We start from the raw sequence: 11,555 nt of genomic DNA on the forward strand, positions 1-11,555 counted from the left end.
GCGGCTCACGACCGCAGCGCCCGCCGCAGCCGCTGCGGGTCGACCCGCCAGAAGTCGTGCTGCTCACCGTCCACGAGGACCACCGGGATCTGCTCCCAGTAGCGGCGGTACAGCTCCTCGTCCCGGGTGATGTCCTTCTCCTCCCAGGCGGCGCCGAGCTCCGCACAGACGGAGACGACGACCTCGCGCGCCTCGTCGCACAGATGGCAGCCGGGCTTGCCGATGAGGGTCACGGTCCGGTCGGCGGGGTCGGGCGCGGGCGCGGAGGCGGCCGTCTTGCGTCGCAGCAGGCTCATGTCATCGATTGTGCCGCGCCGCACGAGCGTCCGGAGCGGGCCGTAAGTGAGCAGAACCGGACAGATCCCGGGCATGGCACGCATAGGCCCGGGCAGAGGGCGTGCGAAGCCGGGCGGGAACCACCCGGGAGTTCACGCGGGCGTCCACGGAGGCCCGACCCCTCGACACCGGTCGGCCCGTCTCGCGCCGTTATGCTCATCAGCATGGCCGCATTCGGATGGCTCAGCCGCAGGCGCCGCGCGACCGCGCGCAGCGTCGCCGCCGGCGAGGCCGCGGCGGAGGCGGCGCGCAAGACGTCACAGGAGCTGGAGTACGCCGCGGAGGCGGAGGCCGGTGCCGTACGCGGGGCGGGCGCCGGGGCGGCGGAAGAGGGCGCGGAACCGGACTTCCCGGTCCACGGCGACGTACACGCGGCGGCCTTCTTCGACCTCGACAACACGATCATGCAGGGCGCCACGCTCTACCACTTCGGCCGCGGGCTGTACAAGCGCAAGTTCTTCCGCACCCGCGACCTCGCCCGGTTCGCCTGGCAGCAGGCCTACTTCCGCCTCGCCGGCGCCGAACACTCGGGACACATGGAGGACGCGCAGTCCAGCGCGCTGTCCATAGTCCAGGGCCATCGCGTCGCGGATCTCAACGAGATGGGCGAGGAGATCTACGACGAGTACATGGCCGAGCGCATCTGGCCCGGCACCCGCGCGCTGGCGCAGGCACACCTCGACGCCGGCCAGAAGGTGTGGCTCGTCACCGCCGCCCCCGTCGAGACCGCGACGATCATCGCCCGCCGGCTCGGCCTGACCGGCGCCCTGGGCACGGTCGCGGAGTCCGTCGGCGGCGTCTACACGGGCCGGCTCGTCGGCGAGGTGCTGCACGGCCCGGCCAAGGCCGAGGCCGTACGGGCGCTGGCCGCCGCCGAGGTGCTGGACCTGGCGCGCTGCGCCGCGTACAGCGACTCGGCCAACGACATCCCGATGCTCTCCCTCGTCGGCCACCCGTACGCGATCAACCCGGACGCGCGGCTGCGCAAGCACGCGCGCGAACACGGATGGCGGCTGCGCGACTACCGTACGGGGCGCAAGGCGGCGAAGGTCGGCATCCCGGCCGCGGCGGGCGTCGGTGCGGTGGCCGGCGGCGCGGCCGCGGCGGCCGCCCTGCAGCGCCGGCGCCGCTGAATCGGGCGCCGGCGGCGCGGCGGGTGACCGATTCCTCCGGAAAACCCACAACACGCCCGCGAACCAGGCAGTTCGTGTCACTTACCGATCAAACTCAATCCGACGGCCGATACTTGAGGAGTCGTCAATAAGCTGTGGATCGGACGGAAACGGTGATTTGAGCAACTGGAGGTAGCGCGCCCGACACGAAGCGTTATTCTCCTCAGACGCAATCCGGTGGAAGCACTGCCTCTGGGAGTCCCGTGTACCCATACGTCGGGGTTGACGCCTCAGGCCTGGCTACGCTGCGCGCGCAGGTGATCGAGCAACTGCGCCTCTTCTCGCCCGCCCTGGCCGTCGCCGGCCCCGCCTACGCCCTCACCGACGGCAGCGCCGCGGTCGGCAGCAGACGCCGGCAGGCGGGCGGCGCGGGCACCCGCGAGCGTAGCGGCCGGCAGACCAGGCAGCCGCAGCCCTCGACCGGCGACAGCCGCCGCATGATGGACCTGGTCGAGCGCGCCCAGTCCGGGGAGACCGAGGCGTTCGGCCGGCTCTACGACCAGTACGCCGACACCGTCTACCGCTACATCTACTACCGCGTCGGCGGCCGGGCCACGGCCGAGGACCTCACGTCGGAGACCTTTCTGCGCGCCCTGCGCCGGATCGGCACGTTCACCTGGCAGGGCCGCGACTTCGGCGCCTGGCTGGTGACGATCGCGCGCAACCTCGTCGCGGACCACTTCAAGTCCAGCCGGTTCCGCCTGGAGGTCACCACCGGCGAGATGCTGGACCCCAGCGAGACCGAGCGCAGCCCCGAGGACTCCGTGCTGGAGTCGCTGTCCAACACCGCGCTGCTGGAGACCGTGCGCAAGCTCAACCCGCAGCAGCAGGAGTGCGTGACCCTCCGCTTCCTCCAGGGCCTGTCGGTGGCCGAGACCGCCAAGGTGATGGGCAAGAACGAAGGCGCGATCAAGACCCTGCAGTACCGCGCGGTGCGCACGCTCGCCCGGCTGCTGCCGGACGACGCCCGCTGACGGGAAGCGATCTCCCGTGACTCCGCCGATACCCGGGGCGCCTCCGCCGACCGAAGTAGTATCAACGCCACCGCGTAACCCGACTGCCCTGCCCGTCGTTGAGCGGGTAGCAGGGCTTCTCCAGCCCCGGCTTGTCCACCTTGGCTCACTCATTCGAGTGAATTGGGTCAAGGAGTACAACGCCGGGGGTGGGATAGGGAGTCCCACACAGAGACCCCGAGTCGACAGGAGGTGCCGCCCGTGATCGGATCCGTATCGGCACACCGGCGGGCGAACGCCTTCGCCCAGGCCCTTGATGAGGAGTCTCGGGCGCAGCAGGCGGAGGCGCTGGCGGCAGACCCCGAGCAGGCTCGGCTCCTGGGCCTCGCGGGGCAGCTCGCCTCGGTGCCTGGTCCGACCCTCGACCCCGAGGTCAAGACCGCCCAGCGGAGCCGGCTCATCGCCGCCATGGAGGCGATGCTCGCCGAGGACACCGCGGAGGCTCCCGAAACCCCCGTGATCCCCGCGCCCCGCAAGCGCGGCGCCCACCGCGCGGCCGGCCCGCTGTCCCGGCTGCGCCCGCGCTCCCGCCTCTCCCGCGGCGTGGCCATCGGCGGCGTCGGCGTCGGCGTCGCCGCCGGCGCGTTCAGCGCCGCCGCCGCGGTCAGCTCCGACGCCCTCCCGGGCGACACCCTCTACGGCCTCAAGCGCGGCATGGAAGACCTGCGCCGCGGCATGGCCGACGACGACACCGAGCGCGGCCGCATCTACCTCGACCAGGCGTCCACGCGGCTGAACGAGGCCCGGCGCCTCATGGAGCGCGGCCGGGCCAGCGACCTCGACGCGGAGTCGGTGAACGAGATCCGCGAAGCCCTCGACAACGTGCGGCACGACGCCGGCGAGGGCCGCGAGCTGCTGCGCGGCGCGTACGACGAGGACGGCTCGCTCGGCCCCATGCAGACCCTCTCCGCCTTCTCGCAGAAGAACGAGCGCAGTTGGCAGCATCTGCGCGACCGGCTCCCCCCGGAGCTCGGCGAGCTGCGCGACGAGGTCAGCTCGGTGTTCGACGCCATAAGGCAGGACGTCGCCCCGCTGTCCTCGCTGCTGCCCGGCCCGGAGGAGTACTCCTCCCCCGGCGGCGGCGCCCCGGACACCGCGGACACCGGCGGCAGCCGCACCGACAGCGACCCGGCCGAGCCCACCCCGTCGTCCACGGCCACGGCCGACGGAGAGGTCGGCGACGACGGCGAGCCCCGGCCCAGCACCACGGAGGAGGGCGGGCTGGTCGGCGAGGACGGCCTGATCGGCGGCGTCCTGCCCGACGGGGACGAGTCGGACGGCCGGGAGACCGGCAGCAGTTCCCCGCCCACGGGGCAGGAGCCCGGTAAGAAGAAGCCCGAGATCACCCTCCCGCCGCTGCTGCCGCTGCCCGACCTGGGCCTCGACATCGGCGAGGAGGAGTAGCGGGTACGGGTCAGAAGAAGACCGACCGCCGCTCGACGAGCAGCTTGTACAGCGTGTGCTGGATGGTCTCGCGCACCTGGTCGGTCAGGTTGAACATCAGCATGGGGTCGTCCGCCGCCTCCGGCGGATAGCCGTCCGTGAGGATCGGCTCCCCGAACTCGATCGTCCACTTCGTCGGCAGCGGTACGGCCCCCAGCGCGCCCAGCCACGGGAACGTCGGCGTCACCGGGAAGTACGGCAGCCCCAGCAGCCGCGCCACCGTCTTGGCGTTGCCGATCATCGGATAGATCTCCTCCGCCCCGACGATCGAGCACGGCACGATCGGCACCCGCGCCCGCAGCGCCGTCGAGACGAAGCCGCCGCGGCCGAAGCGCTGCAGCTTGTACCGCTCGGCGAACGGCTTGCCCAGCCCCTTGAACCCCTCCGGCATGACGCCGACGACCTCACCCGCCGCCAGCAGCCGCGCGGCGTCGTCGGCGCAGGCCAGCGTGTGCCCGCCCTTGCGCGCGAGCTGGTTGACGAACGGCAGCACGAACACGAGGTCGGCCGCGAGCAGCCGCAGATGGCGGTCGGCGGGGTGGTGGTCGTGGACGGCGACCTGGGCCATCAGCCCGTCCCAGGGCAGCGTGCCGGAGTGGTTGCAGACGACGAGGGCACCGCCGGTGTCGGGGATGTTCTCGACGCCCTTGACCGTCACCCGGAAGTACTTCTCGAAGACCGGGCGGAAGAGGGGCACGAGCACCTGGTCGGTGAGTTCCCGGTCGTAGCCGAACTCGTCGACCTCGTAGTCGCCCGTCAGCCGCCGCCGCAGGAAACCCAGCGCGTCGGCGGCCCTGCGCTCCCAGCCGCCGCCGAGGAGCCGCGGCAGCGCGCTCTTGAGGGCACCCTGCAGCGCCGCGGCGACCGCGTCGGCGGCCTCGGCTCCCGGCGGTGCCGTACGGGCCGTTGACCCGGCGCCGGCCTTCGCTGCGTCGTCCGCGGCACCCGCGGCGTCCGTACGTTCTGTGTCCTCGCCCGCCGCGGGCCCCTGCCCGCCGGGCAGCGCCGAGAGCCCCGCCTCCGCGCCCGCGGCACCGCCGCCGTCCGCCCGCCGCGGCCGGCCCGCGCCGCCGCGGCGCCGGGGTTTGCCGCCGCCGCGGGAGCGGTCGTCGTCGAACGGAATGACCTTCGCGTCAGCCATCGTGCACCGGCTCCTTCGCCACGCCGTCCGCCTGCGCCGGGGTCCGCGCCCCCGCCAGCCCCAGCAGTCCCCCGACCGCATCCACGGCCCGCCGCACCTCACGCGGCGGCAGCAGCCCCGCCGCCCGCCCGGCGGCGAAGTCGGCGAACGCCGCCACCGTCGAGTACTCCGGCGTGAAGCCCAGCAGTTCACGCATCTGCGTCGTCTCCACGACCCGGCCGTGGGTCAGCAGCCGGATCTGCTCCGGCGAGAAGTCCGTCATCCCGGCCGAGCGCAGCGCCGACCCGACCCAGGTCACCGCGGGCAGCGGCACCGGGACCGTGGGGCGGCCGAGGCGCCGGGCGGCCTGGGAGAGCAGCAGCACGCCCTCGCCCGCGATGTTGAACGTGCCGCTGTTGATGGTGCCCCGGCGCGGCTCGCCCGCCGCGAGCAGCAGCACGTCGAGGACATCGTCCTCGTGGACGAACTGGAGCCGCGGGTCGTAGCCGAGGACGGTGGGCAGCGCCGGCAGCGCCAGGTACTCGGCGAGCGGCGTGTCCACGCGCGGGCCCAGGATGTTGGCGAACCGCAGCACGCACACGGCGACGTCCGGGCGGCGCCGGGCGAACCCGCGCACGTACCCCTCGACCTCCACCGCGTCCTTCGCGAACCCGCCGCTGGGCAGCGCCTTGGGCGGGGTGCTCTCGGTGAACACGGCGGGGTCGCGCGGCGCAGAGCCGTAGACGCTGGTGGTGGACTTCACGACGAGCCGCCGCACGCGCGGCGCCTGCTGGCAGGCGCCGAGCAGTTGCATGGACCCGATGACGTTGTTCTCCTTGACCGCCGCCCGGCCGCCGCGCGCGAGCGGCGTGCCGGTGACGTCCATGTGCATCACCGTGTCGACGCCGTGCTCGACGAGGATCCGGGCGAGCACGGGATGGCGGATGTCCGCGGGCACGAAGTCGGCGCCGCCGAGCTGGTGCTCCGGCGCCCGGGCGTCGACACCGATGACGCGGTCGACGTCCGGCTCACGCAGCAGCCGGCGGACCAACCGCCCGACGAGGGGGCGGGCGACGCCGGTGACGAGCACGGTCCTGCCCACTGGCCTCGCCTTCCTCTCCCTGCCTGCCCGCACGCTCGCCCCACCGTATACGCAGGAGAACGCGGGACCACGCGCCACCACGCACAACCGCCGCCCACCCGCCGGAAAGGGCGGATGGACGGCGGGACGGGTGCGGGCTACCGCTACTTCTTGTTGCGGCGCTGCACTCGCGTGCGCTTCAGCAGCTTGCGGTGCTTCTTCTTCGCCATCCGCTTACGCCGCTTCTTGATCACAGAGCCCACGGGTACCCTCGCTCACTTCTCTCCGTCGGGGTGGGCGGGCAAGGGCCCACACGTCTTACAGGGGCCCAAGCCTACCCGGGCGAACAGGATTGACGTAATCGAGGGTGCGCAACCAGTCGGACCCGTCAGGCGGATTCCACCCCCACATACGACTCGCGGAGGTATTCGTGCACGGCCTGCTCCGGCACCCGGAAGGACCTCCCCACCCGGATCGCCGGCAGATGGCCGCTGTGCACCAATCGGTACACGGTCATCTTGGACACACGCATCACCGCGGCTACTTCGGCCACGGTCAGGAACACAACCTCGTTGAGAGGCTTATCGCTTGCAGCCATGACACACCTGAACCTTCCGCACATGACGGACACCGGCTTCCCCTCCGGTGCCTCCTCCTCGCATGCGCGCTCCTCCCCAGATTAGGGGCGGGTGATGCAAGTGGGGAAGAGGAGTAGCGATCGCATGGCTACAGTGACAGACGGGCGTGTTTGAGCACATAGTCGGCCACCGGCCCGTAGCTGTCCGGTTGCACAGAGTCATCAAGAGGCACCACAACGGACAGTCGGCCCTCCACCTGGGCGACGAAGAGTGCCGGGTCGTCCGCGTCCGCCAGACCGATGGCCTCGATGCCCAACTGACCAGCCCCGCAGGCCCATCCGTGGTCCCCCACCACCAGCCCCGGCAGCGCCCCGCCCGTCGTCGCCGCGGCACCGAGTGCCGCACGCAGGGGAAGCGGAGAGTGAGTATGGACCCCCCTGGTCGCGGGCGGGGCGGAGGGCTCCGGGTCGCCCAGAACGGCAACACTCCCGGGGTAGTTGAGGCGGTATGTACGTACGCCGAATCGGGTCGTTATGTCGACATCTCTGCCCTCACCGGGGGTGAGAACAACGCACCCAGCCGCCGAGAGCGCCGCAGCCAAGGGGGCGTAGAAGCCGAGGAGGCGATCGGGATGGCCGGTCCCGAACAGCACCGCCTCGCCGTCCCGTACGGCGTCGCTCAGCCGCTCCGCGAAGGCGTGCAGGGCGGCGATCGTACGGTCCGGATCGATGACCTCGGTGCCCGAGATCCGGCCCGGATCCCCGCTCGTACCGCAGCGTTCGGCCATCAGCCGCAGCAACTCGGCCACCGACCAGTCGCGTTCCGGTTCCAGGCCGAGCAGCACCCGGGGGTCGCGGGCGGCGAACTGCTGATACCTGCGGAGGCTCTTGTCGCGGCTCGTCGCCACCGGCCCGGCGATCCCGGTCGCCAGCAGATGCCTACGCAAGAAGGGTGCGTCGGTCAACACCCGACCCACTCTGGCCGCCTTTACGGGGAGAACGGGCGACTTCGCGAATATTTCGCCCACAAGAAAGCAGACGGCGGGGGACGGGTCCGTCAGGGCAGCAGCCCGTGCGCCGGGAACACCGTCCGCCGCGCGGCACGCACCGCACGGTCCAGCGGCGACGCCGGGTCGTACCCCGCCTCCCAGTCCGCCCAGGAGGCGTCCCGCCCGTCCGTCATCCGGTACGGCGCCTGCTGCCCGGTCCGCCGCGCCGCCTCGGCCCGCCAGACCTCGGGCACCTCCGTCACCGGGGAGACGGGCCGGCCGGCGGAGATGGCACACAGGTGGGCCCAGGAGCGCGGTACGACGTCCACGACGGCGTACCCTCCCCCGCCGAGAGAGAGCCACCGGCCGTCCGCGTACTCGTGCGCCAGGGCGTGGCAGGTCTCCATGACCGCACGCTGCGCGTCCAGGCTGACGGCGAGGTGCGCCAGCGGGTCCTCGGCGTGCGTGTCGGCCCCGTGCTGCGTCACGAGCACCTGAGGGCCCCACGACCTCAGCAGCTCCGGCACGACGGCGTGGAACGCCCGCAGCCACCCCGCGTCCCCGGTCCCGGCCGGCAGCGCCACGTTGACCGCCTGCCCCTCGGCCCCGGACCCGCCCGTCTCCTCGGGCCAACCGGTCTGGGGGAAGAGCGTGCTGGGGTGCTCGTGCAGGGACACGGTCAGCACCCGCGGGTCGTCCCAGAACGCCGCCTGGACGCCGTCCCCGTGGTGCACGTCCACGTCCACGTACGCCACCCGCTCTACGCCCAACTCCAGCAGGCGTGCGATGGCCAGCGCCGCGTCGTTGTAGACACAGAACCCCGAAGCGGCCCCGGGCATCGCGTGATGCAGTCCGCCGGCGAAGTTCACGGCGTGCACGGCCCGCCCCTCCCACACGGCCTCCGCACCCGCGAGGGACTGCCCGGCGATCAGCGCCGACGCCTCGTGCATCCCCATGAACCCCGGAACGTCCATCGTCCCGAGCCCGTACGCCGGATCAGCCGACTCCGGCGCCACGGACGCCTGCCGCACGGCGTCGATGTAGTCCTGCCGGTGCACAAGCCGCAACGTCGAGTCGCCGGCCGCGGGCGCGGCGACGACGTCGACGGCCTTGTCGATCCCCAACTCCTCGACCAGGCGCATGGTCAGCGCCAACCGGACGGGATCCATCGGGTGTTCGGGACCGAAGTCGTAGCCGGTGACTGCCTGGTCCCACATCAGGTGCGCACGGCCGCTCATATCGGCCACCGTAACGCACGAAAGCCGCCCCGCAGAGACCGGGACGGCTTTCATGAAAGATTGTTCGGCGGTGACCTACTCTCCCACACGGTCCCCCATGCAGTACCATCGGCGCGGTCGGGCTTAGCTTCCGGGTTCGGAATGAGACCGGGCGTTTCCCCAACGCTATGACCACCGAAACACTATGAAACAATGCAACCACCACCAGGGGTGGGGGTTGTTGTCTCAGAACCTACACAGTGGACGCAAGCAGCTATGGACAAGCCCTCGGCCTATTAGTACCGGTCACCTCCACCCCTCACAGGGCTTCCAGATCCGGCCTATCAACCCCGTCGTCTACAGGGGGCCTTAACCCCTCATGGGGGTGGGAGTCCTCATCTCGAAGCAGGCTTCCCGCTTAGATGCTTTCAGCGGTTATCCCTCCCGAACGTAGCCAACCAGCCATGCCCTTGGCAGAACAACTGGCACACCAGAGGTCCGTCCGTCCCGGTCCTCTCGTACTAGGGACAGCCCTTCTCAAGACTCCTACGCGCGCAGCGGATAGGGACCGAACTGTCTCACGACGTTCTAAACCCAGCTCGCGTGCCGCTTTAATGGGCGAACAGCCCAACCCTTGGGACCGACTCCAGCCCCAGGATGCGACGAGCCGACATCGAGGTGCCAAACCATCCCGTCGATATGGACTCTTGGGGAAGATCAGCCTGTTATCCCCGGGGTACCTTTTATCCGTTGAGCGACGGCGCTCCCACAAGCCACCGCCGGATCACTAGTCCCTGCTTTCGCACCTGCTCGACCCGTCAGTCTCGCAGTCAAGCTCCCTTGTGCACTTACACTCACCACCTGATGACCAACCAGGCTGAGGGAACCTTTGGGCGCCTCCGTTACCCTTTAGGAGGCAACCGCCCCAGTTAAACTACCCACCAGACACTGTCCCCGATCCGGATCACGGACCCAGGTTAGACATCCAACACGACCAGAGTGGTATTTCAACGACGACTCCACAACCACTGGCGTGGCCGCTTCACAGTCTCCCACCTATCCTACACAAGCCGAACCGAACACCAATATCAAGCTGTAGTAAAGGTCCCGGGGTCTTTCCGTCCTGCTGCGCGAAACGAGCATCTTTACTCGTAATGCAATTTCACCGGGCCTATGGTTGAGACAGTCGAGAAGTCGTTACGCCATTCGTGCAGGTCGGAACTTACCCGACAAGGAATTTCGCTACCTTAGGATGGTTATAGTTACCACCGCCGTTTACTGGCGCTTAAGTTCTCAGCTTCGCCACCCCGAAAGGTGACTAACCGGTCCCCTTAACGTTCCAGCACCGGGCAGGCGTCAGTCCGTATACATCGCCTTACAGCTTCGCACGGACCTGTGTTTTTAGTAAACAGTCGCTTCTCGCTGGTCTCTGCGGCCACCCCCAGCTCCAGCCGTAAAGGCCATCACCGGAAGCGGCCCCCCTTCTCCCGAAGTTACGGGGGCATTTTGCCGAGTTCCTTAACCATAGTTCACCCGAACGCCTCGGTATACTCTACCTGACCACCTGAGTCGGTTTAGGGTACGGGCCGCCATGAAACATCGCTAGAGGCTTTTCTCGACAGCATAGGATCATCCACTTCACCACAATCGGCTCGGCATCAGGTCTCACCCTTCACGGGAGACGGATTTACCTGCCTCCCAGGCCACACCCTTACCCCGGGACAACCACCGCCCGGGCTGGACTACCTTCCTGCGTCACCCCATCACTCACCTACTACAAGCTCGGATCACCGGCTCCACCACACCTTGTATCACCCGAAGGATCAACAAGGGGGCTTCACGGGCTTAGCATCACCTGATTCGATGTTTGGCGCCTCACAGCGGGTACCGGAATATCAACCGGTTATCCATCGACTACGCCTGTCGGCCTCGCCTTAGGCCCCGACTTACCCTGGGCAGATCAACTTGACCCAGGAACCCTTAGTCAATCGGCGCACACGTTTCCCACGTGTGTATCGCTACTCATGCCTGCATTCTCACTCGCGAACCGTCCACACCTCCCTTACGGGGATGCTTCACCCGGCACACGACGCTCCCCTACCCACCCCAGCCGGCGTTAGCCGTCATGCTGGAGTGACACGACTTCGGCGGTACGCTTGAGCCCCGCTACATTGTCGGCGCGGAATCACTTGACCAGTGAGCTATTACGCACTCTTTCAAGGATGGCTGCTTCTAAGCCAACCTCCTGGTTGTCTCTGCGACTCCACATCCTTTCCCACTTAGCATACGCTTAGGGGCCTTAGTCGATGCTCTGGGCTGTTTCCCTCTCGACCACGGAGCTTATCCCCCGCAGTCTCACTGCCGCGCTCAACTTACCGGCATTCGGAGTTTGGCTAAGGTCAGTAACCCGGTAAGGCCCATCGCCTATCCAGTAGCTCTACCTCCGGCAAGCAACACACGACGCTGCACCTAAATGCATTTCGGGGAGAACCAGCTATCACGGAGTTTGATTGGCCTTTCACCCCTAACCACAGGTCATCCCCCAGGTTTTCAACCCTGGTGGGTTCGGGCCTCCACGACCTCTTACAGCCGCTTCACCCTGCCCAT

10 protein-coding genes and 2 rRNA genes (1 of these 12 cut by a window edge) are annotated in these 11,555 nt (G+C 69.1%); 3 read left to right on the forward strand and 9 right to left on the reverse strand.

What is annotated here, in order from left to right:
* Positions 1 to 5: 5 nt before the first annotated feature.
* Positions 6 to 296, reverse strand: a complete 291-nt coding sequence (locus O7599_RS16170; RefSeq protein WP_281622855.1) for a glutaredoxin family protein — start codon at positions 294 to 296, stop codon at positions 6 to 8.
* 204 nt (positions 297 to 500) lie between these two features.
* Between O7599_RS16170 and O7599_RS16175 the strand changes: the two genes are divergently transcribed.
* The 3 genes from O7599_RS16175 to O7599_RS16185 all read left to right on the forward strand — a co-directional run bounded on the left by O7599_RS16175 (position 501) and on the right by O7599_RS16185 (position 3,925).
* Complete coding sequence (locus O7599_RS16175; protein ID WP_281622856.1) at positions 501 to 1,469, forward strand: HAD-IB family hydrolase; 969 nt, start codon at positions 501 to 503, stop codon at positions 1,467 to 1,469.
* Between the two features lie 242 nt (positions 1,470 to 1,711).
* The gene (locus O7599_RS16180; protein WP_281622857.1) at positions 1,712 to 2,482 is read left to right on the forward strand and encodes an ECF subfamily RNA polymerase sigma factor, BldN family; all 771 of its coding nucleotides are present in this window, start codon (positions 1,712 to 1,714) and stop codon (positions 2,480 to 2,482) included.
* A gap of 240 nt (positions 2,483 to 2,722) precedes the next feature.
* On the forward strand, positions 2,723 to 3,925 hold the full coding sequence (locus O7599_RS16185) for a DUF5667 domain-containing protein (protein ID WP_281622858.1): 1,203 nt from the start codon (positions 2,723 to 2,725) through the stop codon (positions 3,923 to 3,925).
* Between the two features lie 10 nt (positions 3,926 to 3,935).
* Here O7599_RS16185 and O7599_RS16190 read toward each other — a convergent pair whose 3' ends face one another.
* The 8 genes from O7599_RS16190 to O7599_RS16225 form a co-directional block, all read right to left on the reverse strand.
* Positions 3,936 to 5,105, reverse strand: a complete 1,170-nt coding sequence (locus O7599_RS16190) for a lysophospholipid acyltransferase family protein (RefSeq protein WP_281622859.1) — start codon at positions 5,103 to 5,105, stop codon at positions 3,936 to 3,938.
* The gene (locus tag O7599_RS16195; RefSeq protein ID WP_281622860.1) at positions 5,098 to 6,186 is read right to left on the reverse strand and encodes an NAD-dependent epimerase/dehydratase family protein; all 1,089 of its coding nucleotides are present in this window, start codon (positions 6,184 to 6,186) and stop codon (positions 5,098 to 5,100) included. The genes O7599_RS16190 and O7599_RS16195 overlap by 8 nt, the downstream gene beginning before the upstream one ends.
* 143 nt (positions 6,187 to 6,329) lie before the next feature.
* The gene (locus tag O7599_RS16200; protein ID WP_003948845.1) at positions 6,330 to 6,428 is read right to left on the reverse strand and encodes an AURKAIP1/COX24 domain-containing protein; all 99 of its coding nucleotides are present in this window, start codon (positions 6,426 to 6,428) and stop codon (positions 6,330 to 6,332) included.
* A gap of 125 nt (positions 6,429 to 6,553) precedes the next feature.
* Positions 6,554 to 6,763, reverse strand: coding sequence for a helix-turn-helix domain-containing protein (locus tag O7599_RS16205; protein WP_158691643.1), 210 nt, complete (start codon positions 6,761 to 6,763; stop codon positions 6,554 to 6,556).
* A 128-nt stretch (positions 6,764 to 6,891) separates the two neighbouring features.
* Positions 6,892 to 7,710 (reverse strand): phosphatase, encoded by an 819-nt coding sequence (locus O7599_RS16210; RefSeq protein ID WP_281622861.1) that lies wholly within the window; start codon positions 7,708 to 7,710, stop codon positions 6,892 to 6,894.
* Between the two features lie 89 nt (positions 7,711 to 7,799).
* Positions 7,800 to 8,969, reverse strand: coding sequence for an acetoin utilization protein AcuC (locus O7599_RS16215; protein ID WP_281622862.1), 1,170 nt, complete (start codon positions 8,967 to 8,969; stop codon positions 7,800 to 7,802).
* 62 nt (positions 8,970 to 9,031) lie between these two features.
* Positions 9,032 to 9,148, reverse strand: a 5S ribosomal RNA gene (rrf, locus tag O7599_RS16220).
* A gap of 76 nt (positions 9,149 to 9,224) precedes the next feature.
* Positions 9,225 to 11,555 (reverse strand): 23S ribosomal RNA (locus O7599_RS16225); it runs 798 nt beyond the window's last position.

The organism is Streptomyces sp. WMMC500 (assembly GCF_027497195.1).
In the GTDB taxonomy this organism is placed as follows: domain Bacteria; phylum Actinomycetota; class Actinomycetes; order Streptomycetales; family Streptomycetaceae; genus Streptomyces.

Coding starts and splice junctions, on each gene's coding strand:
- O7599_RS16190 (WP_281622859.1), bottom strand. CDS start 5,105: ATGGCTGACGCGAAGGTCATTCCGTTCGACGACGACCGCTCCCGCGGC.
- O7599_RS16215 (WP_281622862.1), bottom strand. CDS start 8,969: ATGAGCGGCCGTGCGCACCTGATGTGGGACCAGGCAGTCACCGGCTAC.
- O7599_RS16170 (WP_281622855.1), bottom strand. CDS start 296: ATGAGCCTGCTGCGACGCAAGACGGCCGCCTCCGCGCCCGCGCCCGAC.
- O7599_RS16205 (WP_158691643.1), bottom strand. CDS start 6,763: ATGGCTGCAAGCGATAAGCCTCTCAACGAGGTTGTGTTCCTGACCGTG.
- O7599_RS16175 (WP_281622856.1), top strand. CDS start 501: ATGGCCGCATTCGGATGGCTCAGCCGCAGGCGCCGCGCGACCGCGCGC.